Genomic DNA, 25,855 nt, shown 5'->3' with positions numbered 1-25,855 from the left:
GAGTGCCCGATATGAACCGCTACCTCAGGAACAGCCAGGTGATGAAAGGTTCGATCAGCCTGTTGGTCGCAGCGATGCTGCTGGCCGGCTCGCCGGTGTTCGCCAACGTTGAACCGGTGGTCAAACCGGGCAAAGTGGTCAAGGAACTGCAACAAGCCAAGACCTACACCGTCAGCAGCGCGCCAACCGCACCGCTGGAGCTGGCCGCGCCGACCTTGCCCGACCTCAAAGGCTATACCGCCGAAGCGGTCGCGGCCAAGATCGTGCGCAGCAAGCCCGGCAAGATCAGCGTACGGCGGATGATGCAGGAAAACGCCTTGAAGGACTTCATCGGCGGCGACAATAAGATGGCCGAATGGGTGGTGCGCCAGCACGGCATCCCACAAGCCATCTTCGTTGATGACGGCTACATGAACCTCAAGGACCTGGCCAAGAAGGTGCCCAAGTACGTTATCGAAACCTCGCCGGGTGTGTACCTGGCGAAGATTCCGATCGTGGTCGGCCAGAAAGGCATCCTGGAAATCGACAAACAGACCCAGGAACTGCGCCTGTCCCAAGAGGGCGGCTCATTCCTGGTCAACGATGGCCAGATGTTCATCCGCGACACCAAGGTCACCGGCTGGCGCGAAAAGGAAAATGGCCCCGCCACGTTCCGTTCGCCCAAAGAGTTCCGTCCGTTCCTGCTGTCCTGGGGCGGCACCGAGACCTACATCGTCAACACCAAGATGGCGAGCTTCGGCTACGCCAACAGTAAGTCGTACGGGGTCAGTATCTCCCAGTACACGCCGAACATGGCCAAGGTCCTCAAGCGCCCGGAACCGACCGGCTGGATCATCGGTTCCGAGTTCTCGGACATGTGGTACGGCTTCTACTGCTATGAAACCAACGACTTCGTGGTCAAGAGCAATACCTATAAAGACAACATCGTCTACGGCATCGACCCCCATGACCGTTCCCATCGGCTGATCATTGCCGACAACACGGTCTACGGGACCAAGAAGAAGCACGGGATCATTATTTCCCGCGAGGTCAACGACAGCTTCATTTTCAACAACCGCAGCTATGACAACAAACTCTCGGGCCTGGTGATCGACCGTAACAGCGTGAACAACCTGATCGCCTACAACGAGATCTACAAGAACCACACCGACGGCATCACGCTCTACGAGAGTGGTGACAACCTGCTGTGGGGCAACAAAGTGATCAGCAACCGCCGCCACGGCATCCGCATTCGTAACAGCGTGAACATTCGCCTCTACGAAAACGTGTCCATGGCCAACGGCCTGACCGGTCTCTACGGTCACATCAAAGACCTGTCCGACACCGACCGGGACATCGAGCTCGACCCGTTCGACGCCGAAGTCTCGCTGATCGTGGTCGGCGGCGAACTGGCTGCCAACGGCAGCGGTCCGCTGTCCATCGATTCGCCGTTGAGCGTCGAGCTTTACCGCGTGTCCATGCTCGCACCGACCAAATCCAGCGGCATCAGCTTCTCGGGAATCCTCGGCGAACGCCAGGATGAAATTCTCGACCTGCTGGTGCGCCAGCAGAAAGCCGTGCTGATCGACCCTGTCGAACGCCAGACCGAAATGCGGGACTGAGGATGACCTTTATGAACCCACAGATGATCAAACTCCTGGGCCTGTCTGCCCTGACTGCCGGCATTCTGGCCGCTGCAAGCGGCGCCCGTGCCGATGAAATCAAGGCACCGACCTTTACCGCCGAGCCGTGCTGCAACCTGTGCCCGGCAGCCCATGACGCAAAGAACTACACCACGCGCTACCAGCAGAACTTCACCACACTGGTACAAGCCCAGGGCGACTGGCTGTTCCGGACCCAGGAAGACCTGCGCACCGAATTCAACACCACCCCGGCCGGCTACAAGCGTCTGCAACAATTGCACGATGCGTTCAAGGCAAAAGGCGTCGAGCTGGTGCTCGTCTATCAGCCGACCCGGGGCCTGGTGAACCGCAACAAGCTCAATGCGCAGGAGAAGGCCAGCTTCAACTTTGACAAGGCCCTGACCAACTACAAATCCATGCTCGGCCGTTTCGCCCAGATGGGTTACGTGGTGCCGGACTTGTCGCCGCTGACCAACGAGAACCTGCCCGAAACCCTGCCGGCCCACGATTTCTATTTCCGTGGCGACCAGCACTGGACACCATACGGCGCCCAGCGCACCGCCAAAATCGTCGCCGAGAAGGTCAAGCAGATCCCGGCCTTCGCCGATATTCCCAAGCAAGAGTTCGAGACCAAAAAGTCCGGCCGCATGGGCAAGACCGGCACCCTGCACAACATGGCCGGGCAGCTGTGCGGCACCAGCTATGCGGTCCAGTACATGGACCAGTTCACCACCGAACCTAAGGGCGAGGCCGGCGACGGTGACCTGTTTGGCGATTCCGGCAACCCGCAAATCACCCTCGTGGGCACCAGTCACAGCGGCAAAAACTACAACTTTGCCGGCTTCCTGCAGGAAGCCATCGGCGCTGACATCCTCAACGTGGCCTTCCCCGGCGGCGGTTTCGAGGGCGCGATGATCCAGTACCTGGGCAGCGAAGAGTTCCAGAAGAGCCCGCCGAAAATCCTCATCTGGGAATTCTCGCCGCTGTATCGCCTGGACCAGGAAACCATCTATCGCCAGATGATGGCGCTGCTGGACAACAACGGTTGTGAAGGCAAGCCGGCATTGATGAGCAGCAAGACCGCGCTCAAGCCGGGCAAGAACGAATTGATGGTCAACAGCAAGAACATGGACCTGCGTAACGGCAGCCTCCAGGTCGACATCCGCTTCGCCGACACCTCGGTGAAAACCTTGCAAGCCACCCTCTGGTACATGAACGGGCGCCACGAGGATATCAAGATCGAAAAACCGGATACCGCAGAAACCGACGGGCGTTTCGCCTTCCAATTGCGCACCGACGAGGACTGGGCTTCACAGAACCTGCTAGCCGTTGAAGTCCAGGGCCCTGAAGCCGGTAAAGAGCCACTGCAAATCGAAGCGAAAGTCTGCAAACGCAATGCATCTGGGCAAGCCGGGCAACAAACGGCTCAAATCGGACAATGAGGTCTCGTCTCATGACCAGTACCACGCGTACCCGAACGTTGAAAACGCTGCTGGCGCCCTCCCTGCTGACCCTGGCGATGTTCGCTGGGGCCACGCAGGCGGCGGCCCCGCTGCGCCCGCCACAGGGTTACTTCGCGCCGATCGAAAAGGTCAAGGCCGGCGAAGCAGCCCAAGGCTGCAACGCCACACCAACGCCCTACACCGGCTCCCTGCAATTTCGCAGCAAGTACGAGGGCTCCGACAAGGCCCGTGCGACCCTGAACGTACAATCGGAAAAAGCCTTCCGCGACAGCACCGCCGACATCACCAAGATAGAGCGTGGCGTCAGCAAGCAAGTGATGCAATTCATGCGTGACGGCCGTCCCGAACAATTGGAATGCACCCTCAACTGGCTGACCGCGTGGGCCCAAGCCGATGCGTTGATGTCCAAGGACTTCAACCACACCGGCAAGTCCATGCGCAAATGGGCGCTGGGCAGCATGGCTTCGGCCTATGTGCGCCTGAAGTTCTCCGAGTCCCGCCCACTGGCCAATCACCCGGAGCAGGCGCAACTGATCGAAAGCTGGTTCAGCCGGATGGCCGATCAGGTGGTCAGCGACTGGGACAACCTGCCGCTGGATAAGACCAACAACCACTCCTACTGGGCCGCCTGGTCGGTGATGGCCACCTCCGTGGCGACCAACCGCCGCGATCTGTTTGACTGGGCCATCAAGCAATACAAGGTCGGCGTCAACCAGGTTGATGCCGACGGTTTCCTGCCCAACGAACTCAAGCGCAAGCAACGCGCCCTGTCCTACCACAACTATGCCCTGCCGCCCCTGGCGATGATCGCCAGTTTTGCCCAGGTCAACGGTGTGGACCTGCGCCAGGAAAACAACGGCGCCCTCAAGCGACTGGGCGACCGAGTGTTGGCCGGGGTGGAAGACCCGGACATCTTCGAAGAGAAGAACGGCGAAGAGCAGGACATGAAGGACCTGAAGATCGATTCGAAATTCGCCTGGCTCGAACCGTTCTGCAGCCTCTACACCTGCTCCGAGGATGTGCTGGAGCGCAAGCATGAGATGCAACCGTTCAAGACCTTCCGCCTCGGCGGCGACTTGACCCGGGTGTATGACCCTTCGCGGGAGAAAGGTGAAAAAGGAAGCTGATGTCATATCCCTTGCCTGGCAAGGGACCTGTGGGAGCAAGGCTTGCCCGCGATAGCCATGACGCGGGGGCACTGAATGGACCGCGCCATCGTTCATCGCGGGCAAGCCGTGCTCCCACAGTATTCACGGCGACTGAAATGCAATAGCCCCCCGGTTTTCATGGGGGGGGTTGGGGGGGGCTCTGGCCCTTGACTGTGATTCAACATGGAGAGATCGGGATGGTATTTTCATCCAATGTGTTTCTGTTTCTGTTCTTGCCGATCTTTCTCGGCTTGTACTACTTGAGCGGGCAACGCTATCGCAACCTGCTGCTGCTGATCGCCAGCTATGTGTTCTATGCCTGGTGGCGGGTGGACTTCCTGGCACTGTTCGCCGGCGTCACCCTGTGGAACTACTGGATCGGCCTGAAAGTCGGTGCCGCCGGTGTGCGCACCAAACCGGCCCAGCGCTGGCTGTTGCTCGGCGTGGGCGTGGATTTGGCCATCCTGGGCTATTTCAAGTACGCCAACTTCGGCGTGGACAGCCTCAACGCAATCATCACCGGCTTCGGTCTCAACCCGTTCATCCTGACCCACGTGCTGTTGCCGATCGGGATCTCGTTCTACATTTTTGAGTCCATCAGCTACATCATCGACGTCTATCGCGGTGACACGCCGGCGACCCGCAACCTGATCGACTTCGCAGCGTTCGTGGCCATTTTCCCGCACCTGATCGCCGGCCCCGTGTTGCGTTTCCGCGACCTGGCCGACCAGTTCAACAACCGTACCCACACGCTGGACAAGTTCTCCGAAGGCTGCACGCGCTTCATGCAGGGCTTCATCAAGAAAGTGTTCATCGCCGACACCCTGGCGGTGGTGGCCGACCATTGCTTCGCCTTGCAGAACCCGACCACGGGCGATGCCTGGCTTGGCGCCCTGGCCTACACCGCGCAGCTGTACTTCGACTTCTCCGGCTACAGTGACATGGCCATCGGCCTGGGCCTGATGATGGGTTTCCGTTTCATGGAAAATTTCAAGCAGCCCTACATCAGCCAGTCGATCACCGAGTTCTGGCGCCGCTGGCACATCAGCCTGTCCACCTGGCTGCGCGACTACCTCTACATCACCCTGGGCGGTAATCGCAAAGGTACGCTGATGACCTATCGCAACTTGTTCCTGACCATGCTGCTCGGTGGTCTGTGGCACGGCGCGAACTTCACCTACATCATCTGGGGTGCCTGGCACGGCATGTGGCTGGCCATCGAAAAAGCGGTGGGCATCAACACCACGCCACGTAGCATCAACCCGATCCGCTGGGCGCTGACCTTCCTGCTGGTGGTGATGGGCTGGGTCATTTTCCGTGCCGAGAACCTGCACGTGGCCGGTCGCATGTACGGCGCCATGTTCAGCTTCGGCGACTGGTCGCTGTCGGAACTGACCCGCGCCAACCTCACCGGCCTGCAGATCGCCACGCTGGTGGTGGCCTACGTCACCCTCGCCTTCTTCGGCCTGCGGGATTTCTACACCAACCGTCCGCCGGTCAAGACCAAACCCGAGGTCAATACCGAAGCCAACGGCCCGGCCACCGCACAACCGGGAATGATCAAGGCCGTACCGGGTGACAACCCCGCGACGATCCATGAACCGGGCTACACCGTGGGTGTCGAAGCCCAGGTGCAACCTGCCTACTGGACCGTGGACTGGTCACGCTACGTGATGCGCGCCCTGGTGCTGCTGCTGTTCATCGCCTCGATTCTCAAACTCTCGGCGCAAAGCTTCTCGCCGTTCCTCTACTTCCAGTTCTGAGGGATCTGAACATGACCCGCTCACTACGCATCTTTTACATCGCACTGTTCATGCTGATCCTGACAGCACTGGGCCTGTGGTCGATGCGCAGTTTCTTCGGTTTCAGCACCAACCCCGACGCCACCGTGCTCAACGGGCGCTGGAGCAAGGCCGTGGAAACGCACTACGACGACGAGTTCCCGATCAAGCGCCTGGGCACCAACATCTGGGCTGCGCTGGACTACAAGCTGTTCAACGAAGGCCGCAAAGGCGTGGTCCTGGGCCGCGACCAGTGGCTGTACAGCGACGAAGAGTTCAACCCGATCGTCAACGAAGAGCTGAACCTGCAAGGCAACTACGCGCTGGTCGAAGGCGTGCGCCAAAAGCTTAAGGAACAAGGCGTGACCCTGGTTATGGCGATCGTGCCGGCCAAGGTACGGCTGTACCCTGAGCACCTGGGTGACGTGAAGCCATCGAGCATCCACGCCAACCTCTACCAGGATTTCCACGCTCGCGTGGCGGCCGACAAGATTCTCGCGCCGGACCTGCTCGGCCCGCTGCAACAGGCCAAGCAAGGCGGCCAGCAAGTGTTCCTGCGCACCGACACTCACTGGACGCCGGAAGGTGCCCAGGTCGCTGCCGAGAACCTGGCCAAGGCCATTGCCGAACGCGCTCCGCTCAACGGTGAGCCACAACGCTTCGTCACGGAACCTGCAGAAAAAATCACCCATAAGGGCGACCTGCGCCAGTTCCTGCCCCTGGACCCGCTGTTCGAAAACCTGATGCCAGCCCAGGAACCACTGGTCAAGCGCAACACCCGCGAAGCCGACGACCAGCCAGCCGGCGACGACGCGCTGTTCGCCGACGCCCAGGTGCCCGTGGCCCTGATCGGCACCAGCTATAGCGCCAACCCCAACTGGAACTTCGTCGGCGCACTCAAGCAAGCCCTGCACAGCGACGTCGTCAACTTCGCCGAAGACGGCCATGGCCCGATTCTGCCGATGCTCAGCTACCTCAGAAGCGACGCCTTCAAGAACAGCCCGCCACAGGTGCTGATCTGGGAGTTCCCTGAACGTTATCTGCCCGTGAACAACGAAATCGGCGACGCCGACCCGCAGTGGGTCGCAGAGCTTAAGCAAGTCGGCGCGCGCCAACAGAACGTAGCCGCCAACACCCCATCCGAGACGCCCGACCGGGCGCAAAACTGAAAGAGAGGTCCACCATGACTTTGAACACTACTCCTCGCCGTCTCGCTGCTCGCTCCTTCAAGGCCGTTGCTCTCGTCGCCAGCATGAGCGCCCTCTCACTGTCCGCCTTTGCCGGCGACTCGGCCCTGTATGGCCCGGTCGCACCAAAAGGCTCGAGCTTCGTGCGGGTGTACAACGCCAGCAACGCCGAAGTCAGCGCCGCCGTCGGCAGCACCAACATCAACGACGTAGCCCCCTTGGCCAGCAGCGACTTCAGCTTCATGCCCGGTGGCGACTACAGCGCCAAGGTCGGCAGCCAGACCGTGCCGGTGAAACTGGCTTCCGATCACTATTACACCCTGGTCAACAACGCCAGCGGTCAGCCTCAACTGATCGAAGAGCCGCCGTTCAAGAACAAGCAGAAGTCCCTGGTTCGCGTACAGAACCTCAGCGACAAGGCACTGACCCTCAAGACCGCCGACGGCAAGACCGAAGTGGTGGCGAACGTGGCCGCCAAGGGCCGGGGCGAACGTGAAATCAACCCAGTGAAAGTGTCCCTGGCGCTGTTCGAAGGCGACAAGAAAGTCGGCGACCTCAAACCCGTGGCCCTGGAGCGCGGCGAAGCGGCCGTGCTGTACGTCACAGGTTCAGGCAGCAACCTGTCGCCAGTGTGGGTCAAACGCCCAGTGTCCACCCGCTGATGAGTTTTCCTGAGGGCTGAGCACCTTTTGTGTAGGCGCTGCCGTAGGCTGCGATCTTTTGATTTTGATCTTTCACTTGGGATTCAAGTGTTAGGGGAAAGATCGCAGCCTCGCTGCGCTCGTCAGCGCCTACAGAGGGTCAGTCATTCGGGTACGGAACAAGAACAAGAGAGTGAAACGACAGAACGCAGTAGCTCTAACAACCATTTCGCTTTAAGGAGTAACAAACATGATTCCGGTGATCTTGTCAGGTGGTAGTGGCTCACGTCTTTGGCCGCTTTCGCGTAAGCAATTCCCTAAACAGTTCCTGGCCCTGACCGGTGAACACACGCTGTTCCAGCAAACCCTCGAGCGCCTGGTGTTCGAAGGCATGGACACGCCGATCGTGGTCTGCAACAAAGACCATCGCTTCATCGTCAACGAGCAGTTGAACAACCGTAAGCTCGAAGTCCAGCGCATCCTGATGGAGCCGTTCGGACGCAACACCGCACCGGCCGTGGCGCTGACCGCGATGATGCTGGTCAACGAAGGCCGCGACGAGCTGATGCTGGTGCTGCCGGCCGACCACGTGCTGGAAGACCAGAAAGCCCTGCAACGCGCCCTGGCCCTGGCCACCGTGGCCGCCGAGCGTGGCGAAATGGTGCTGTTCGGCGTGCCGGCCACCAAACCGGAAACCGGCTACGGCTACATCAAGTCGACCAACGACGCGCTGCTGCCTGAAGGCGTGAGCCGCGTTTCGCACTTCGTCGAAAAACCCGACGTCAAGCGTGCCACCGAGTTCGTCGAGGCCGGCGGTTACTTCTGGAACAGCGGCATGTTCCTGTTCCGCGCCAGCCGCTTCCTCGAAGAGCTGAAAAAGCACGATCCGGACATCTACGACACCTGCCTGCTGACCCTGGAGCGCAGTGAGCAGACGGCCGACACCATCACCTTCGACGAAGCCACCTTCGCCTGCTGCCCGGACAACTCCATCGACTACGCCGTGATGGAAAAAACCCAGCGCGCCTGCGTGGTGCCGCTGTCGGCGGGTTGGAGCGATGTCGGCTGCTGGTCGTCGCTGTGGGAAGTCAACGAAAAAGACACCAATGGCAACGTCACCAAGGGCGATGTGGTGGTCCAGGACAGCCGCAACTGCATGATTCACGGCAACGGCAAACTGGTGTCGGTGATCGGCCTGGACAACATCGTGGTGGTCGAAACCAAGGACGCCATGATGATCGCCCACAAGGACAAGGTCCAAGGCGTCAAGCAGATGGTCAACACCCTCAACGCACAAGGTCGCACCGAGACCCAGAACCACTGCGAGGTCTATCGCCCTTGGGGTTCCTATGACTCGGTGGACATGGGCGGGCGCTTCCAGGTCAAGCACATCTCGGTCAAGCCGGGCGCGTGCCTGTCGCTGCAGATGCACCACCACCGCGCCGAACACTGGATCGTGGTCAGCGGTACCGCCGAAGTGACCTGCGACGAGAACGTGTTCCTGCTCTGCGAAAACCAGTCGACCTACATCCCGATCGCGTCGGTCCACCGCCTGCGCAACCCGGGCAAGATCCCACTGGAAATCATCGAAGTGCAGTCCGGCAGCTATCTGGGCGAAGACGACATCGAGCGTTTCGAAGACATCTACGGTCGCTCCACCCCGATCGAACGCGGCGTCTCGGTGAAGACTATCGCACAGTAACTAGGTAACGATCAGCCGCACCAGAAGCCCCCATCCAGCCCACTGCGTCCCCTATCCGCAGTGGGCTGGGTGGGGGCTTTTTTTTGAGGTACGTGATGGGCAGGCATCATTGTTTCAACATTGCCTGCTCCCTTCGGTAGGATGTACCTACGGTAACGGAGGCTTCCACCATGCTTATCGGCGTCTTGCTGGTCATCACCTGGCTCATCCTGCTGTTGCGCTACCCGGCCAAAGCCTTGCCGGTCTCCCTGGCGGCGTTCATCGGGCTGGGACTGGTCGCCGCCTGGGTGCTCTGGCAGGAAAACCGCGAAACCCGGCAATTGGAACGCCTGGAAATACGCCTCACCTATGCCCCCGGACAATGCCCCGCCGACCGACCGCTGTCGCTGAAGCTGAAAAACACCAATGACGTGCCACTGATCGTGCTGCGCTGGCGGGTCGCGGCCTATGCGCCTGGCGACACCATCAACCTGGCCGACACCCCCTACGACGCACCGCGCTACCGGGGCCCCGGCCAATTGCAGGCCGGCGCTGACTGGCAAGACTGCTTGCCGCTGCCGCCCCTGCGTCCGGGTTATCGCCCGCAGACCCTGGAGTTTCGCGCCGAGCGCTTGCACGGTAGCTTTTCCAACTGACTGCTCTCTCCCACTTTTTGCACAAGGAATGCGCCATGCCTGTTGCGCTGATTACCGGATGTTCCAGCGGCATTGGCCGCGCCCTCGCCGACGCCTTCAAGACTGCGGGTTATCAGGTCTGGGCCACGGCGCGCAAAGTTGAAGACGTAGTCACGCTCAACGCTGGCGGGTTCACCGCCGTGCAACTGGACGTCAACGACGGCCAGGCCCTGGAGCAACTGAACGAGCGAATCAACCAGCAGCATGGCCGCCTGGATGTGCTGGTCAACAATGCCGGCTACGGCGCCATGGGCCCGCTACTGGACGGCGGCGTGCCGGCCATGCAGCGCCAGTTCGAAACCAACGTGTTCGCCATCGTCGGGGTCACCCGGGCGCTGTTCCCGGTGTTGCGCCAGGCCAAAGGGCTGGTGGTGAACATCGGCAGCGTTTCCGGGGTGCTGGTCACGCCGTTTGCCGGGGCCTACTGTGCCTCGAAGGCCGCGGTGCATGCCTTGAGCGATGCCTTGCGCATGGAACTGGCACCGTTCGGCATCCGCGTGATGGAGGTCCAACCCGGCGCCATCGCTTCCAGCTTTGCCAAGAATGCCGGCCATGAAGCCGAACAGCTGATCAGCGAACAATCGCCCTGGTGGCCCCTGCGCGACGGCATCCGCGCCCGGGCCAAGGCCTCCCAGGACAACCCGACCCCGGCCCCCGAATTCGCCGCCAACTTGCTCAAGGCCGCGCAACAACCCAAGCCTCCCCGGCTGCTGCGCCTGGGCAATGGCAGCCGGGCGTTGCCGTTCATCGCGACATGGCTACCCACTGGTTTGCTACAGAAGGGGTTGATGAGGCGCTTTGGGTTGCATGGCGCCTTGTAGCCAGATGAGCTCGCTGAAAGACAGCGCCTGTCGAAGATCAGATGGCAGGTCTGATCGGCCACCAGCCCCGCACCAACGCCTCGGTAGCCTGGGTTGCCACACGTCTAGCTTCGGTCGCCTGGACAAATTTAATGATCAACGATGCCCGACGTAGCTGTTCGGAATCGAGTTCAATGACACCGCGTCCCCACTCCACCCCTTGTACCGGTTCCAAAGGCGGTTGCGTCTGGGGCGGGTGGGTCATGCTGTCGAGAAGCTCGCGAGGCCATGGCGAGGTATCCAGAGGGTCACCAAAAGAAGCGTTGCTCAGGCTGTCGACAATAGACTCCCATCCCTCCTCGAATGCACGCCAAATGGGCGACATTTCCTTGAGGTAGGGTGCCCAGGAAAGCGTCTCGAATTGCGGTTCTCCTTCCGTGAAATCTTTCAACAGATGGCTGACGAAAAGCGCCTCGGTTGCGCGAGCGTTGAATACCTGGGGGCTCCACCCATCGTTGATGGCCTGTAGATCAGCCCAAACTTGATAGTGCTGCGAAATGAACCGGGGAAAATCGTTCGGCTTGGGACCCGCCAGGTCCAAGCAGAAGTAGCGGAATGATTGCAGATGCCTCTCCAGCTCACCCAACGTAAATGTCCGATGGCGCATGCTGGGCTCCAGACGCGAATAAATACGTGACCGCAAGGCCTTGAAGCGCTCATCAAGGTCGGTGACACGCTGACGTGTGAACTCCATGGAACCGTCCAGATTGAAAAGACGCTCGGCGGCTGTCACGCCGCGGTAGTTCGGCCCGGAAGTGTTGAGTCCGATCTCCTGCACCCCGCCAAGGCGGGTTATCTCATCGCTGAGCCAGTCGAGGAATCTCGCACTGGAGGGGTTTTCGCGAAGCTGTTCGAAACTGCCGCGCAGCCTCGTGTCCGAGACCCAGAGGTCACGGGTATACGCAAAGCGATAACCCGCTGCTCGCAGCCTGGCGATCTGGCTCACCGGCAGCGGGTTGTCATCCAGGTTCACACCCAGCGACTGGCTGCCTTGCGCATTGTGGGGCAACACCGATAGCAGGGCGTCCAGATTGGTAATGGCGTTTTCGCGCAAGATCAAAAATAGCTTGCGGGAGGGGATGCGCTGTAATAGTTCGATGAGTGCCGCAGGAATCTCTCTGAGTTTCGACTGGGCCAAGTTCACCAATTCCAACTGGGGGAATCCCGCCATATTCGGTAAATCAATCACGCGATTGCCGCTCAGGTCCAGTGCGACAAGGCGATTGAGATGGCCCAGGAACGAATGGTTTTGCTCATCCAAGACCAGCCTGCTATCGCCCAGGCTGAGGGCCTCCAATTGCCTCAGGCGTCCAATGGCTTGCAGCAGCTGGGGCCCGAACGAGAGGTTATTTTTCCACACCAAGTGTTTGAGCCGCGGCAACGCTGCCAGCGCCTCGATCGCCGAGACGGCGCCTTGAACGAGCGCAGGCTCCAGGCCGCCGGACACGCCGGAAAGCTCAAGCCATTCCAGCGTGGCGCTGGGGGTTGGCGCGAGCAGGGGCGCGAAAACCTGATCGTTGAAAACGAGCGGGTTCTCGTTCAATAACAGAAACCGCAGCCCTGTCATGCCAGCCACGGCGCTGGGGCAACGTGAGAGGCGATTATTGGTCAGCGTGAGCTCGACGAGTGAGGGAAAGCGACTCAAGAAATCCGAGGGATCTTCACTTAAAGCCAGCCCCTTGAGTGAGATCACCTCAACATGGCTGAAATCAGCGGTAAGCCTCGGCAGCTCCCCTATTGGGCAAGCCTCCACCGCCAAACTCAGCACTTCGCGTGGCCCAACGGGAAAACGGATCTCACGGCGCCAACTGCGGCGCAACGCCCTGCCTACGTTCTGGCGGATCGCCGTCCTCACGCCCGGATCATCATGTTCCACGGCATGGTGCTTGCCCTGGGCTTGCTCCCAGATCTCCAGGCTCTCATCGAGGGTCTTCCATTCGGCTTCTTTTTCACTGATCAGCAGGGCCAGGGATCTGCCGGTGTGCTCACTGCGCAGCTGGAGTTCGGTCATCATCCGGGCGCTGATCGTTGCGTCCGGGTAGAGCGTCTGAAGGCGAGATTGCACGGTGGGTCTGCGCTGCCAGCCCCCCAGGCCTCGCCCACTCATCGGGTAGCCCAGGTGCTCACCCACTCGCTCAAGGGAACGTACACCGGCAAGTTGCAATGGCCGAATGCCCAACGCGGAGCGCAACGGCTCGCGGCTGCTCAAGGCACGCTCCATCAGACGGCCACGCAGCCTGTCCTGCTGCCAAATATCCAGACCCAACTGGCGACGGGCCGAGTCCGGCAAGGCCCGCAGCAAAGCATCTTCCAGGTCTGTGGGTGGGCTGAGCTCGTTACCCGTCTGGTCGAAAGGCTCGTAGCGACCGTCGCGGCGGCGAATCGTCTTCAGCGGCCCAGCGTCACCGGCTTGCAACGGCTCGACAAAACCGCCATCGAGCAGCAGTTGCACACCTACCGGCTCTACCAGTTCCGCCAGCTCGGATGCCAACAGCCGCATGACCAAACGGTCCCGGTCATTACCGGACACACCGTCCTTCAACGCTTCCAATGCACGCACGACACGTAACTCACGCAGCACTTCGACCGTTCGTAGGGCAAGGCTCTGTGGTACGCGACCAGTGCTAAGGCCATGTTGTTCTTCGACGCTCATACTCGACAGCAGGGCATCCGCCAGGGGCTCCGGCAAACTGGGAAAGTCGCGACGCAAGCGCACTGCGTTCGGATGTCGGGCTGCAAGACTGGCGAAGTTATCGATCAACCGGTAGCCGTAGCGCTCCAGACTATCGGCCAACAGGTTGGCGAGGCGGCGATGGGTGATGGCTGGGGCCTCCCAGGGGGTTTCAGGCCCCAGCAAAGCGCTCTTCTCGCGCGCCTCCAATTGCCCCAACAACCGTTCCTGCCATTGGCCGGTGTTGAACGCGGCACCGTCGAGATGCAGCTCGGGGGCTTCTCCTGCGATGAAAAAAGAGGCTCGTGCGTCCAAATAGCGAAACGCACGACGGGCCGGCCAACCGGGCAACTCCGTGAGTAATTGCGCAACCCCCAGGGGCACATTCGGTAAGGCTTGATCGGCACGCAGTCGGGTGATCGCGTCCGCTATTTGCGCCCCGGCGGCAAGACGCCGAGCCATGTACGGCAAAAGTATCGGGAGTGGCTCGCCGTTCACTGCCAGGTAGCGCAGTCGATCATCACTGATACCGACCAGTCGCTGAGCATCGTCCAGGGCGGCGCTTGTCAAGGATTGCAACTGGGGATCGATGTCCCGCAGCAACCGTGCGCCTTGCATGCCCAAGGGATCGCGATGCATCCAGCGCCACCCTGTCGGTCGGCGCCACTCCACGGCCGGCACTACGCCACGGTGATCGGGGGGAAGCCTGAGATGCAGATCAAGTTCTTCGCCGGTCACCTCGTAGAAACGTCCATCTATCTTTACCCAGGCATCATCCGCAGCGCGCCAGACGCCATAGGGGTCGACCGTCGCGTAGTCCGGCGGCGACCGCAGGCTGGCGAACGCCTCGGTGCGACCGTGCCAAAGCCGCTCATTGCCATTGGTCGTGACCACCGGGTTCATGTCATCAAGCAGATGATTGGCCCCCAAGGCCCCAACCGCGAAGGTCGCGGCGCTCATCGCGGCGCTGAACAGATGCTGGATCGCTTCTAGCCGCTCTCCCAGGTTGAGCGCATGGGCGCCTTCATAGACATCCAGGATGAATTGCCCCATCCCCAGCGCAACCCCTGCCCAGGCCAGTGGCTCGACGCCCGGCAGGAACATGCTGATACCGCTGAAAAATTGCAGCCCGGCGCCCAGCCACATCCAGGCTTCGCCAATCAGAACGTCTCGGTCAATATCAGCCACTGAGCGGGCCTGGCTCAATGCACTGCTCAGCACAACGCTACGCCACTCACGGTACAGGCCTTGCCAGAAGTCCCCGCGTAGTTCGTGGGCCTTGAGCAGGTTGGTTTCTCCCTTGCGCAATAGTTGAACCAGCGCCGGGTCGCTCCAGTTTCTATGAGGCAGCGGCAAAAGTCGGGAGAAAAATGCCGCATATCGAAGGTCTTTCAAACGCTCGACCAGATCCGCCTGGAACGCGGCCGAGTTGGCATATTGCTTGATGGGCGAGACAGGATCGCCAGGCATATGGACCACTATTGGCACCTGTCGCCCGGCGGTCTGGCGATCGCCCCAAAATACACGCCCCCCTGGCAGGATGATGCGATGCTCCGCCCGCCAACGGTCGCTCAATTCAAGACCGCTGGCGAACGCCGTCGACAACGGTTCTAGGGGGGTGGATGCATCGAGATGCACGCCAAAGGACGCCAGGATGCGTTCGCCCGTGATATCCAACAAACCCTGCATGCGGGCTTGCTGGGCGTCGTGTCGCAGCTGCGTCTTTTTGTATTCGATGTACGTTGCCGCGAAGGTTGGCAAAGCAACCGCATCATGGGAAAGCTGGGGCAGTTGGCGTCGCAGCTCGTGACCGTAAGCTGTTCCTGTATCGAGATCACGACAGAGCTTGGCAAAATCGTGAATGTGTACGCTGCCAGTGCTGCCAGGGTCAGGGTCAGGGTCAGGGTAAAGCGTGAACCGACTGCCTCCGATAAAAGCCTGCGCCTGAGTATCGGAGACGGTGAAATTGATCAATGCGTGTTCCAGCAGCGATCGCTTTTCGGGGGGATGGGGGGCACATACCGGCGTTGAGAGCCCTCCTCCAGGTATCGGATAGGTCGCGCATTCATCGCGAAAGTGCCTGGTCAGTTCAGAACGTTCCAAGTCGATGTGCGTGCCGAAAAAACGATCCATGGAGGGTTGCATGCGCGACAGCGCAAAGTCGCGCAACGACGGGATAACACTCATCGCTTGGTTGAAGCCATACCCTGCTTCGACCAGGTCCAGGGCGGCCTGTCGTAGTTTTGCCTGTTCGGTCTGGTTCGCATCCAGCAGCCAAATGGGCAGCCGGCGGCGAATGAAATGATGGTGAGTCAGCTGGGTCATCGAGAGCTCCTTCAGTCGAAGACACAAGCTTGAACGGGCTTGGGACAGGCTTGGTGGTAGATAGTTACTACATTGGAAAAAACCTCAGCGTCCGACGTGCGGCTCGACCACAACGGTGCAAGTCATTCCCGCCGCCAGCAGCACAGCGTCGGGCACTTCATCGAGATGGATGCGCACCGGCACCCGCTGGGCCAGGCGTACCCAGTTGAACGTGGGATTCACGTCCGCAATCAACTCACGGCTCTCGGGGTTGTCGCGGTCGTAGATCCCTCGGGAAATACTTTCCACGTGCCCCTTGAGCACCTCACCGCTCATCAACTGCAACTGCGCCGAATCGCCGACCCGCACCTTGGGCAATTTGGTTTCTTCGAAGAAGCCGTAGACCCAGAACGAATTCATGTCCACCACAGCCATTTTCGCCTCGCCAATGCGCGCATAGTCGCCGCGGTGCACATTGAGGTTGGTGACGTAGCCATCCACCGCCGCGCGCACTTCGGTGCGCGACAGGTTCAGCTCCGCGGCCTCCAATTGCGCCTGGGCCTGCTGGTAGTCGGCCAGGGCGGAGTCGGCGATATTGCTGGCGTCGTCGCGGTTTTCCCGGGAGATCACCAGGCTGTCCAAGTCGGCACGCCGATGGGCATTGACCTTGCGCATTTCCCAAGTGGCCTTGCGCGACGCCACCAGGGAGCGAGCCTGCTTCACGGCGATGCGGTAATGCTCGGAGTCGATGCGCATCAGCAGGTCGCCCTTTGTCACCCGTTGGTTGTCGCGCACCGGCACCTCGACCACCTCGCCGCTGACATCGGCCGCCACATTGATGATGTCGGCCCGCACCCGGCCATCGCGGGTCCAGGGCGTGTTCATGTAATGGACCCACAGCGTACGGCCGACCCACAGCGCCAGGGCCAGTACCAACAGCGTCGCCAACAGGCTGAAAAACTTTTTCATCGCATCGATCTCAACGGTACACCGTCAGCGCCAGCGCGCCGAACAGACAGGTAAACAGACTCAGGCGGAGCAACGCCGGGTGCCAGAAGAAGCGGTACAGGTCCAACCCCGACAGAAAACGATCCAAGGCCCAGGCCAGGGCGGCGGCGATGAAAAACATCAGGGTCATGGTGGGCATGTACACACCATGGAAAGCGATCTCACGGGGCATGTTCAGGTTCCTGGAGCAGCGGTGCGGCGTGCGGCCTGGCATAGCCGGCCAATGGCGATTGCGGGTCGAGCAAAGAAGTGCGGATGAAATGCAGGTAGCTTTTTACGCGGCGCAGGGCCGAGGTGTCGAAATGCGGGGCGAAGGGTTCGTCGGTGGCCTGCACGCGGCCGATGGCGTGGTCCACTGCCACCAGGGCACGCCCCAGATTGCTCTGGCTCGGTTGGCGGAACAGGCGCACCAGCGCCCGCCCCATCACACGAATCGCCTGGCGCCACGGCTGGCTTTGCGCATAAGCCGGATGCACCGGCAAAATCGCCTGTTCCTTGCGCAACTCGATAATCGCGTGACCGACCTCCAGCACCACGAACATCCAGCGCAGCAAGTCCCGTTGCACCCGAGGCTGCCCCGCCGCCAACCCGTAGGCCTGATGCAGCAAGTCGCGAGTACCACTTTCGAAGCTCGACGCCAGGCCCTTGAGCTTGCCACTGATGGCAAACACCACTTGCTCACGCAAATCCTGTTCGAGCCGGCGCCACAACCAACGGCTGTTGGGCGGCAAAATGATTGCCCCGGTCGCGGCACACACCAGCATGCCGAGAATCATCGCGATGTAATCGTTGATGAAGGCGTAGGGGTTGTAGACCGTCAGGTTGTCCGGCACCGAACCGGTGCTGAAAAAGATCAGCAGACCCAGCCCGACCCCGGCGTATTTCGGTCGCGAACTGAGGAACGAACCGAGCATGATCACCGGCGCCAGCATCACGCAGAGCAAAGGGAAGCCGTCGATCAACGGGAAGATGAAGAACATCTCGACAAAGCCGATCAACGCCCCGAACAACGTGCCGCAGGCCATCTGGAAAGCCATGCGCTTGGGGTTCGGTGTTGCGGCCGACAAGCCCACGGTGGCGGCGGCGATCATCGTCATGGTCGCGCCGCTCGGCCAGGCCGTGGCGACCCAATAACTCCCCAGTACCAACAGGATGAAGGCGGCGCGAACACCCGATGCCGTGGCGGCCAGCCCGTTGGTCTGCGGCACGAACGGTTCATCCCAGCGCTCACGTTCGTGGCTATGATCGGCCAGGGAGGCGTGAGTCAGGGCATAGCCGTGCAAGTCGTCGACGAAGCGATAAAGCAGCTCGTAGGCGGTATGGAAATCCAGTTGCTGCCCATCACTGGGCGCCGTTTCCTGGAACAACGCCCGCAGCCTTCGCACCTGGGCCGGCAGCTCGGCCTTGTACTCGGCCAGCGCCGCCGCCAGACGGGCCGCATCGGCGTCGATCAGGGTGCGACCACTGAAACCGTCCAGCAGTTCGGCCAACGTCTGCAAACCCGGCTTGATGGCATTGACCACATGATCCGCCGCACTGCTGCGCAAGCGCTCAAGCAACTGGTGCAAAGCGTTAAAGCGGGTGGTGATGCCCATGAACTCGCTGTTCAAGCGACTGAGCCGACCGTTGCGCCGACGCATGTGCGGGTCTTCGAACACGGTTACGCTGCGCAGGCTTTCCAGGCCCACCGCCTCGGCGATGAAGCCCACGTTGCGCGCTTCGAATGCCTCCCGCTGGCTGCGCCCACGCAGGCCATCAGTGACAAACAGGGCAAATACCCCAAAGCGCTGGTACAACGCATTGCGCATGGCTGCACTGGCGGTTTGCGGCAGGATCGCGGCGCTGACCAGGGTGGCGCAGAGGATCCCCAGGGAAATCTCCAGCACCCGCCAGACCGCCGCCATGAACGCGCCTTCCGGATGGGCCAGGGCCGGCAGGCCGATCATCGCCGCGGTGTAGCCGGCCAGCACAAAACCATAGGCCCGGAAGTTGCGATAACGCGCCGCCCCTGCTGAACAGAGACCAACCCAGACCGCCAGGCAAGCGAGGAACGGCTCGGTGTTCTGGGCAAACAAGGCGATCAACGCCACCATCACCGCCGAGCCGGCCAGAGTGCCAACAAAGCGGTAGAAACTCTTGGCGAACACCTGGCCGCTCTGGGGCTGCATGACGATGAACACGGTGATCATGGCCGTGCGTGGTTGCGGCAACTCCAGGCGCATTGCCAGCCACAAGGTCAGGAATGCGGCAAACAGAACCTTGAAGATGTAGACCCAGGTCACCCCGTCGCTGCGGGCCCAGTCGAAGAAACCACGGCGCCATTGGAGACGGTACAGCCAAAGTAAAGACGTCAAGGAAGGCATACCCCGCATCGTGGTGAGGGAACTTGCTCCCGCTTGGGTTGTGCCTTGTCGCAGCTGTGTAGGCGCTGCCAAAGGCTGCGATCTTTTGATCTTTTCGCTTGGGACTCAGGTGCCTGAGGAAAGATCGCAGCCTCGTTGCACTCGGCAGCTCCTACAGGGTCCAACCCGCCACCCAGCGCCGTCACCAGGTCGGCATGGGCACTCAAGCGCGCCGCCTGCACTTGCTGTTGCACCTGTTGTTGCTTGAACAACAGGCTTTGGGCGTTGAGCACGTTGAGGTAATCGGTGAGCCCGCGCTGGAACGCCACCATTGCAATGTCGTAGGTCCGCTGGGCGACGGCCACCGATTCGGCGGCGAAGACCTGCTGCTTGTCCATGGATTGACGGCGGATCAACTGATCGGAAATCCCCTTGAGGGCGTTCACCAGTGTCTGATTGTAGTGCGCCACAGCGATGTCATAACCGGCCGCCACCTCGCCCAACTGCGAACGCAAGCGCCCGCCATCGAAGATCGGCAACGTGATCGCCGGCCCGACGTTGTAGGTGAGCTTCTTACCCGTCAAGAACTCCAGCGCCCCACCGCCGGTGGCCATGTAGCCGAGGCTCCCCACCAGGTCGACGTTGGGATAAAAACCGGCCCGGGCCACCTCGATGCTCCGGGCCTGGGCCGCCACCTGCCAACGCCCGGCAACCACATCCGGACGCTGGCCGAGCAGTTCGGCGGGCAAGGCCGACGGCAGCTTCAAGGGCGCGCCGAGGGCCAGGGTCGGGCGTTGCAATTGCGCCCCCACCCCCGGCCCCTTGCCGGCCAGGGCCGCCAACTGATTGCGGCTCAAGGCGATGGCTTCGTCCAGAGCGTCGAATTGACGATGGGTCTCGGGCAGCGGTGCCTGGGCCTGGCTGACGTCGAAATGAGTGCCGATGCCGCCGTCCAGGCGCCTCTGCGCAAGGTCGAGAATCTGCTCTTGTTGGTGGAGGGTCGCGGCGACGATATCGCGCTGGGCGTAGTGCAATGAAAACTGGATGTAGGCGCGCACAATGTTGCTTTGCAGTTCCAGTTGCGCCTGACGCGCCTCAGCGACACTGACATGGGCCAGGTCAACCGCCCGTTCGCTGGCATTGCGCTCGCGGCCCCACAGGTCCAGGGCGTAGCTCAAGCCCAGGGCGGCGTTGTTGTCCCAGGTTGTGGTGTCGGCCAACTCACCCGGACCATAGAACTGATCGGTGGGCCAGTGATGGCGCTTAAGGGTCGCCTCGCCATTGATCTGCAGCGACTCGGCGGCCTCGGCAATACCGGCCATGGCCTTGGCCTGGCGCACCCGCGCGGCGGCCATGGCCAGGCTCGGGCTGTCCTGCATGGCCAGGTCGACCCAGCGATCCAACTGCCGATCGCCGTAGGCTTGCCACCACTGGCGGGTGGGCCAGTGGGCGTCGCGAACCGCCTCGCGGATGGCTGCATCGGTAGCCAGTTGGTTGGCTGGCAATACCTGGTTTTGCGGCCCTATCCCGCCGGTCCCGATGCAACCGCTAATGGTTAATGTCAGAACCCAAACACTGAGAGTCTTCAGCTCTCTGCTGATGCAACGCGGCACTTGCGCAAAATTCCTGAGATGGGGGGCATGAAGCGATCATGAGAATGCATGCCTGGTAACACACCTGTGGGAGCAAGCTCGGCTCCCACAAAGGCTCGCTCCCACAGGAATCAGTGACCCAGGATTGGCGGCAATTCTAGGCATCGCCCTCCCCGGCGATAAGCCGACCTTTCTGTGAATCTTTGTTACCGTTAACGCGATAATCCATTAGTCGGGTCCCGCTGCTCTGTAACTTCGTGTCACAATTTGCCACCTCCCAAGAGAGCCCTCCATGGACACCTTGCAAAACATGCGCGCGTTCAGTTGTGTTGCCGAAGCGGGCAGTTTCACCGCCGCCGCCGCGCAACTGGACACCACGACGGCCAACGTGTCGCGTGCGGTTTCCAACCTGGAAGCCCATCTGCAAACCCGCTTGCTCAACCGCACCACTCGCCGCATTGCCCTGACCGAAGCGGGTAAACGCTATTTGTTGCGTTGCGAGCAGATCCTGGCTTATGTCGAAGAAGCGGAAGCCGAGGCCAGCGACGCCCATGCGCGACCGGCCGGGCAGTTGAAGGTCCATACGATGACCGGCATCGGCCAACATTTCGTGATCGACGCCATCGCCCGTTACCGCAAGACGCATCCGGATGTGACCTTCGACCTGACCCTGGCCAACCGGGTGCCGGACATCCTGAACGAGGGCTACGACGTCTCCATCGTGCTCGCCAGCGAGTTACCGGATTCGGGCTTCGTCTCCCAGCGCCTGGGGATCACCTACAGCATCGTCTGCGCCTCGCCCGCCTACGTGAAAACCAGCGGCTGCCCACAACAACCCGGCGACCTGCTCAACCACGCCTGCCTGCGCCTGGTCAGCCCGGTCATTGCGCTGGAAAAATGGGTGTTCGACGGCCCGGAAGGCCAGGAGATGGTCACCATCAACAGTTCGCCGTTCCTGGTGAATTCCGCCGATGCGATGAAAACCGCGATCACCAGCGGCATGGGCGTGGGGGTATTGCCGGTGTACGCGGCCATCGAAGGCTTACGCAACGGCACGCTGGTACGGGTCATGCCCAGCTACCGCTCCCAGGAACTGAACCTCTATGCCATCTACCCTTCGCGCCAATACCTGGATGCGAAGATCAAGACCTGGGTCGAGTACCTGCGAGGCTCGTTGCCGGAAATCCTCGCAGCACAGCAGTCTGAGCTGGCGGCTTACGAATTGAGTGGAAGCCTGGCGGGCGCACGGGTCGCGAACTGAAGTCGCCCCCGTGCGTGAAGGATGATTTCAGCGCTTACCCATCGAACGACGCGTGCCGGGAGGCGCGGCGCCCGGGGTTTTGGTGTGGCCATTCTTCGCGCCGTTCTTGTACCACGGCTGCTGGCTGGCGCCCTTGGCCGCAGCCAGTTCACCGGGTTTGAACGGGAATTTGAAGGCAGGGATCGCCGCTTTGACGTCCTCGTTGCTGGAAACATCGCTGTCGGACAAGTCGGCCTGTTCGCCGCCAGGGAATTCGTCTGCAGGCGAAGGTGTCGGGGAAGTCATGTAAGGCTCCGGGTCATGCATGCAAGTCGGGCCCGAAGGGCGAGCCGCGAAAGGCGGCAGTATACCTGCCCGATATCACCGCGCGCAGGGCAGTTTCATCTGGCACAACCATTCATCTGACAGCAAGCCAGGACAAAACTGACAAGCCTGTCAGTTAGCCGTCCCCCACCCTGGCAAACCGATTGCCGGCGAACACCTGCCGCGACTATTCGAGTGCATCTATCGCGTCGAGACCTTGCGCAGCAACAGTGGCGCCAACACGTTCGGGATCCGCTTGCCAGCCTGAGGCAGCCACAAGGTGGCGTCTTTTCCTGCATTGAATGCCGGGCGAAAGCCAACCGGATCAAAATCAACAGATCGCAGCCTTCGCCAGCCCCTCCCAGTTATTGCGCAAACACTGATTGCCCACCCTCACCGATCCAAGCACAATCAGCAAAAGGCCAGCATCTGCTTCATTGCCGGTTTGCAATCCTTTGGGAAGGATCCCAGCCACATGACAACGTAGACATCGGCCCCATGAGCGCGCGCAGTGCAACACCCGGCAACACCCCGCCTTCGATACATTCAGAACGGGTACTCGTACTGGCCAGTTCGCTGGTTGTCATCGCCATCCTGAGCATCGTGACCTTCCTACTGATTCGCGAACATGGCGCCGCACAACAGGCAGCGACACGTGCGGCGACCAATATCGTGCAACTGATTAACACCGATGTGCTGCGTAACGTGGAGCTCTACGATCTGTCGCTGCAAGGTTTGGTCGGCGCCGCCAAACGCGAAGACCTGAAAGACGTATCGCCGGCGATTCGCCATCTGGCGCTGTTCGACCGCGCCACCACCGCCCCCTACAAAGGCGACATCCTGCTGCTGGACAAAGGCGGCGATGTGATCGCTGATTCCGCCTCGATCACGCCGCGTAAAGACAACTATGCCGATCGGGAGTATTTCCAGTCCCATATCCAAGATACAAACCCGGGCATGATGGTCAGCCGCCCGTTCCGCTCCAGAAGTCACGCGCAGGACTGGCGCATCAGTTTCAGCTATCGATTGAGCAACGAACGGGGTGAGTTCATGGGCGTGGCCGAGGCCGCAATGCGCCTCAACTACTTCAACCAACTGTTCAAGAGTCTGAACATCGGTCATGACGGTACGGTCAACCTGGTCAGCCGAGACGGTATTCTCCTGGCTCAAGAGCCCCCTTTGGCCGAAGACATGACAGGCAAGGACTTCAGTCACCGACCGAATTTCATGCGGATCCTACGCGAAGGCAATGGCAGTTTTACCAGCGTTTCTGGCCAGGATCAGACGCCGCGCCTGTACACTTTTTCCCAGGTGGGCAACTTGCCCTTGATCGTCGTGGTGGCGCTCTCCTCTCAAGAGGTGTTCGCCTCATGGCAACGCACGGCATTGCTGGTCAGCGGTGCCACCGGTGCGCTGTGCATCGGTTTGCTCTGGCTCACCTGGCTGCTGCGCTGCGAATTGCGACGCCGCTACAGAGCTGAACGGAAATTGGCCCAACTGGCGTCGGTCGACGCCCTCACCGGCCTGGCCAATCGACGAACGCTGGACGAAACGTTGCAACAGGAATGGCTGCGCGCCCAACGTTCGGGCCAACCCTTGTCTGTGTTGATGATCGATGCCGATCATTTCAAGGCGTTCAATGATCGCCATGGTCATCAACAGGGTGACGAGGCCCTGAGGGCCTTGGCGCAGTTGATCGGCCAGCATGTGCGACGCCCCGCCGACCTGGCAGCGCGCTATGGCGGTGAAGAGTTCTCGGTGGTGCTGCCGGAGACCACCACCGCCGGTGCGTTCGCCATGGCCCAGAACATTCGTGACGCGGTTGAACAACTGCCACCGATGATCAAGGGGGGAGCCCCCATGACGGTGAGTATTGGCATCGCTACTTGGCTGAACGGGCCGTATGGCGAACTCCCGCAACTTTTACTCGCCGCGGACAAGGCCCTGTACCAGGCTAAGGCCAGTGGGCGAAATCGTGTGGTTTGCGCGATGTGACGCTCCCCTGTGGCTGTAGGGCGCTTAATTGGGGTGTATATCCGTTCTTTGGTAACGGCCACTTAGGGTTCCGCCCTGACGGCGGGTCACTTTCGAAAAGCCGGAATGCCGGCCCAGGCGAAAGTAACCAAAACGCCTCTGCCCCACCACCCGGTGCCTCGCCTAGGCTCGGCATGCCTGACGCTCCAGATCAAAAGCTTAACCGAGGCGCCGTAAGGGCGGAACCCTAAGCCGTCGCTACCGAATTAACGGATATACACAAGAAAGCACCCATAAAAAAAGGCCACCCAAAGGCAGCCTTCAAAAACTAGAGAGGTTTTTTGCTTACACGGCCGCAACAGGGCGCATGTAAGAGATTGGTGCGGTGCTGGCGTCTTCGAACGTCACGACTTCCCAAGCATCTTTCTGCTCAATCAACTTGCGCAGCAGCTGGTTGTTCAGTGCATGGCCGGACTTGAAGCCCTTGAACTCACCAATCAGGCTATTGCCCAGCAGGTAGAGGTCACCGATTGCATCAAGGATCTTGTGTTTGACGAATTCGTCTTCATAGCGAAGGCCGTCTTCGTTCAATACACCATCGGAATCGACCACGATCGCGTTTTCAACGCTGCCGCCGAGTGCGAGGTTGTGCTTGCGCAGGTACTCGATGTCACTCATGAAACCAAAGGTACGGGCGCGGCTGACTTCTTTTACGAACGAAGTGCTGGAAAAATCCACGCTTGCACTCTGGGTGCGGTCACGGAAAACCGGGTGATCGAAGTCGATCTCGAAGCTCACCTTGAATCCTTCGAAAGGGACGAAAGTGGCGCGCTTATCGCCGTCTTCCACTGTCACTTCCCGCAAGATACGGATGAACTTCTTGGCTGCGTCCTGCTCTTCCAGGCCAGCCGATTGAATCAGGAATACGAAGGGTCCGGCACTGCCATCCATGATTGGGACTTCGGACGCGGAGAGCTCGACGTAGGCGTTATCGATGCCCAGGCCAGCCATGGCCGAAAGCAAATGCTCCACCGTGTCCACTTTGGTGTCACCGTTGACCAGAGTGGTCGACATAGTGGTTTCACCAACGTTTTCCGCGCGAGCAGGAATCTGCACCACAGGGTCGAGGTCGGCACGACAAAACACGATGCCGGTATCGACAGGCGCGGGCTTGAGGGTCAGGTAGACCTTCTCGCCGGAGTGCAAACCGACACCTGTGGCACGGATAATATTCTTCAGGGTGCGTTGTTTAATCATGGCATGGGCCGCTTCAGCGCAAATTGCGAACTGGTATCAACAAAGGCTGGCGATGATAGCAGACC

General features: G+C 60.7%; 18 protein-coding genes. 11 read left to right on the top strand and 7 right to left on the bottom strand.

Annotated elements, in window-relative coordinates; genetic code table 11:
* Nucleotides 1-11: 11 nt before the first annotated feature.
* The 9 genes from algG (at nucleotide 12) to AACY31_RS16630 (ending at nucleotide 11,039) form a co-directional block, all read left to right on the top strand.
* Nucleotides 12-1,601 carry a mannuronan 5-epimerase AlgG gene (gene algG / locus AACY31_RS16670; RefSeq protein ID WP_339504807.1) on the top strand — a complete coding sequence of 530 codons (1,590 nt, stop codon included), beginning with the start codon at nucleotides 12-14 and terminating at the stop codon, nucleotides 1,599-1,601.
* An 11-nt stretch (nucleotides 1,602-1,612) separates the two neighbouring features.
* Nucleotides 1,613-3,064 (top strand): alginate O-acetyltransferase, encoded by a 1,452-nt coding sequence (locus AACY31_RS16665; protein ID WP_339504805.1) that lies wholly within the window; start codon nucleotides 1,613-1,615, stop codon nucleotides 3,062-3,064.
* Between the two features lie 11 nt (nucleotides 3,065-3,075).
* Complete coding sequence (locus AACY31_RS16660; RefSeq protein ID WP_339478132.1) at nucleotides 3,076-4,212, top strand: mannuronate-specific alginate lyase; 1,137 nt, start codon at nucleotides 3,076-3,078, stop codon at nucleotides 4,210-4,212.
* A 218-nt stretch (nucleotides 4,213-4,430) separates the two neighbouring features.
* Nucleotides 4,431-5,996: an MBOAT family O-acyltransferase gene (locus AACY31_RS16655; RefSeq protein WP_339478129.1), complete on the top strand. Its 1,566-nt coding sequence runs from the start codon at nucleotides 4,431-4,433 to the stop codon at nucleotides 5,994-5,996.
* An 11-nt stretch (nucleotides 5,997-6,007) separates the two neighbouring features.
* Nucleotides 6,008-7,183, top strand: a complete 1,176-nt coding sequence (locus AACY31_RS16650) for an alginate O-acetyltransferase (protein WP_339478126.1) — start codon at nucleotides 6,008-6,010, stop codon at nucleotides 7,181-7,183.
* A 14-nt stretch (nucleotides 7,184-7,197) separates the two neighbouring features.
* On the top strand, nucleotides 7,198-7,863 hold the full coding sequence (locus AACY31_RS16645; RefSeq protein WP_339478123.1) for an alginate O-acetyltransferase AlgF: 666 nt from the start codon (nucleotides 7,198-7,200) through the stop codon (nucleotides 7,861-7,863).
* Nucleotides 7,864-8,092: 229 nt separating this feature from the next.
* Entirely contained in the window at nucleotides 8,093-9,544 is a 1,452-nt protein-coding gene (locus tag AACY31_RS16640; RefSeq protein WP_339478120.1) for a mannose-1-phosphate guanylyltransferase/mannose-6-phosphate isomerase, read from the top strand.
* Between the two features lie 170 nt (nucleotides 9,545-9,714).
* Nucleotides 9,715-10,179, top strand: coding sequence for a multidrug transporter (locus AACY31_RS16635; protein ID WP_339478118.1), 465 nt, complete (start codon nucleotides 9,715-9,717; stop codon nucleotides 10,177-10,179).
* A 35-nt stretch (nucleotides 10,180-10,214) separates the two neighbouring features.
* Nucleotides 10,215-11,039, top strand: coding sequence for an SDR family oxidoreductase (locus tag AACY31_RS16630; protein ID WP_339478115.1), 825 nt, complete (start codon nucleotides 10,215-10,217; stop codon nucleotides 11,037-11,039).
* Between the two features lie 37 nt (nucleotides 11,040-11,076).
* Here the strand turns inward: AACY31_RS16630 and AACY31_RS16625 are convergent, their stop codons facing one another.
* The 5 genes from AACY31_RS16625 to AACY31_RS16605 form a co-directional block, all read right to left on the bottom strand.
* Complete coding sequence (locus tag AACY31_RS16625; protein ID WP_339504803.1) at nucleotides 11,077-16,074, bottom strand: leucine-rich repeat domain-containing protein; 4,998 nt, start codon at nucleotides 16,072-16,074, stop codon at nucleotides 11,077-11,079.
* Nucleotides 16,075-16,158: 84 nt separating this feature from the next.
* Entirely contained in the window at nucleotides 16,159-17,022 is an 864-nt protein-coding gene (locus tag AACY31_RS16620; protein WP_339478111.1) for an HlyD family secretion protein, read from the bottom strand.
* A gap of 10 nt (nucleotides 17,023-17,032) precedes the next feature.
* The gene (locus tag AACY31_RS16615; RefSeq protein WP_024617598.1) at nucleotides 17,033-17,233 is read right to left on the bottom strand and encodes a DUF1656 domain-containing protein; all 201 of its coding nucleotides are present in this window, start codon (nucleotides 17,231-17,233) and stop codon (nucleotides 17,033-17,035) included.
* Complete coding sequence (locus AACY31_RS16610; RefSeq protein WP_445261551.1) at nucleotides 17,223-19,424, bottom strand: FUSC family protein; 2,202 nt, start codon at nucleotides 19,422-19,424, stop codon at nucleotides 17,223-17,225. Before AACY31_RS16610 ends, AACY31_RS16615 begins: the two co-directional genes overlap by 11 nt.
* Nucleotides 19,412-21,016 carry an efflux transporter outer membrane subunit gene (locus AACY31_RS16605; protein WP_445261550.1) on the bottom strand — a complete coding sequence of 535 codons (1,605 nt, stop codon included), beginning with the start codon at nucleotides 21,014-21,016 and terminating at the stop codon, nucleotides 19,412-19,414. Before AACY31_RS16605 ends, AACY31_RS16610 begins: the two co-directional genes overlap by 13 nt.
* 271 nt (nucleotides 21,017-21,287) lie before the next feature.
* Between AACY31_RS16605 and AACY31_RS16600 the strand changes: the two genes are divergently transcribed.
* Entirely contained in the window at nucleotides 21,288-22,256 is a 969-nt protein-coding gene (locus AACY31_RS16600; RefSeq protein ID WP_339492595.1) for a LysR family transcriptional regulator, read from the top strand.
* A gap of 27 nt (nucleotides 22,257-22,283) precedes the next feature.
* Here AACY31_RS16600 and AACY31_RS16595 read toward each other — a convergent pair whose 3' ends face one another.
* Complete coding sequence (locus AACY31_RS16595; RefSeq protein ID WP_339478103.1) at nucleotides 22,284-22,541, bottom strand: hypothetical protein; 258 nt, start codon at nucleotides 22,539-22,541, stop codon at nucleotides 22,284-22,286.
* Nucleotides 22,542-23,057: 516 nt separating this feature from the next.
* Here AACY31_RS16595 and AACY31_RS16590 point away from each other — a divergent pair.
* Nucleotides 23,058-24,554, top strand: a complete 1,497-nt coding sequence (locus tag AACY31_RS16590; RefSeq protein ID WP_339478101.1) for a sensor domain-containing diguanylate cyclase — start codon at nucleotides 23,058-23,060, stop codon at nucleotides 24,552-24,554.
* Nucleotides 24,555-24,878: 324 nt separating this feature from the next.
* On the opposite strand, the gene lpxC is transcribed toward AACY31_RS16590, so the two are convergent.
* Nucleotides 24,879-25,790: a UDP-3-O-acyl-N-acetylglucosamine deacetylase gene (gene lpxC, locus AACY31_RS16585; RefSeq protein ID WP_030139673.1), complete on the bottom strand. Its 912-nt coding sequence runs from the start codon at nucleotides 25,788-25,790 to the stop codon at nucleotides 24,879-24,881.
* Nucleotides 25,791-25,855 lie beyond the last annotated feature (65 nt).

Origin of the sequence: Pseudomonas sp. RL_105y_Pfl2_101 (genome assembly GCF_963970585.1) — a bacterium.
In the GTDB taxonomy this organism is placed as follows: Bacteria; Pseudomonadota; Gammaproteobacteria; order Pseudomonadales; family Pseudomonadaceae; genus Aquipseudomonas.
This window is presented reverse-complemented; position numbering and strand designations above follow the sequence as displayed.

Bases quoted from the DNA above. Each gene is read 5' to 3' on its own strand.
- algG (WP_339504807.1), top strand. From the start codon at position 12: ATGAACCGCTACCTCAGGAACAGCCAGGTGATGAAAGGTTCGATCAGC.
- AACY31_RS16625 (WP_339504803.1), bottom strand. From the start codon at position 16,074: ATGACCCAGCTGACTCACCATCATTTCATTCGCCGCCGGCTGCCCATT.
- AACY31_RS16660 (WP_339478132.1), top strand. From the start codon at position 3,076: ATGACCAGTACCACGCGTACCCGAACGTTGAAAACGCTGCTGGCGCCC.
- AACY31_RS16635 (WP_339478118.1), top strand. From the start codon at position 9,715: ATGCTTATCGGCGTCTTGCTGGTCATCACCTGGCTCATCCTGCTGTTG.
- AACY31_RS16590 (WP_339478101.1), top strand. From the start codon at position 23,058: ATGAGCGCGCGCAGTGCAACACCCGGCAACACCCCGCCTTCGATACAT.
- AACY31_RS16650 (WP_339478126.1), top strand. From the start codon at position 6,008: ATGACCCGCTCACTACGCATCTTTTACATCGCACTGTTCATGCTGATC.
- AACY31_RS16640 (WP_339478120.1), top strand. From the start codon at position 8,093: ATGATTCCGGTGATCTTGTCAGGTGGTAGTGGCTCACGTCTTTGGCCG.
- AACY31_RS16645 (WP_339478123.1), top strand. From the start codon at position 7,198: ATGACTTTGAACACTACTCCTCGCCGTCTCGCTGCTCGCTCCTTCAAG.
- AACY31_RS16595 (WP_339478103.1), bottom strand. From the start codon at position 22,541: ATGACTTCCCCGACACCTTCGCCTGCAGACGAATTCCCTGGCGGCGAA.
- AACY31_RS16665 (WP_339504805.1), top strand. From the start codon at position 1,613: ATGAACCCACAGATGATCAAACTCCTGGGCCTGTCTGCCCTGACTGCC.
- AACY31_RS16655 (WP_339478129.1), top strand. From the start codon at position 4,431: ATGGTATTTTCATCCAATGTGTTTCTGTTTCTGTTCTTGCCGATCTTT.
- lpxC (WP_030139673.1), bottom strand. From the start codon at position 25,790: ATGATTAAACAACGCACCCTGAAGAATATTATCCGTGCCACAGGTGTC.
- AACY31_RS16620 (WP_339478111.1), bottom strand. From the start codon at position 17,022: ATGAAAAAGTTTTTCAGCCTGTTGGCGACGCTGTTGGTACTGGCCCTG.
- AACY31_RS16600 (WP_339492595.1), top strand. From the start codon at position 21,288: ATGGACACCTTGCAAAACATGCGCGCGTTCAGTTGTGTTGCCGAAGCG.
- AACY31_RS16630 (WP_339478115.1), top strand. From the start codon at position 10,215: ATGCCTGTTGCGCTGATTACCGGATGTTCCAGCGGCATTGGCCGCGCC.
- AACY31_RS16615 (WP_024617598.1), bottom strand. From the start codon at position 17,233: ATGCCCCGTGAGATCGCTTTCCATGGTGTGTACATGCCCACCATGACC.
- AACY31_RS16610 (WP_445261551.1), bottom strand. From the start codon at position 19,424: ATGCCTTCCTTGACGTCTTTACTTTGGCTGTACCGTCTCCAATGGCGC.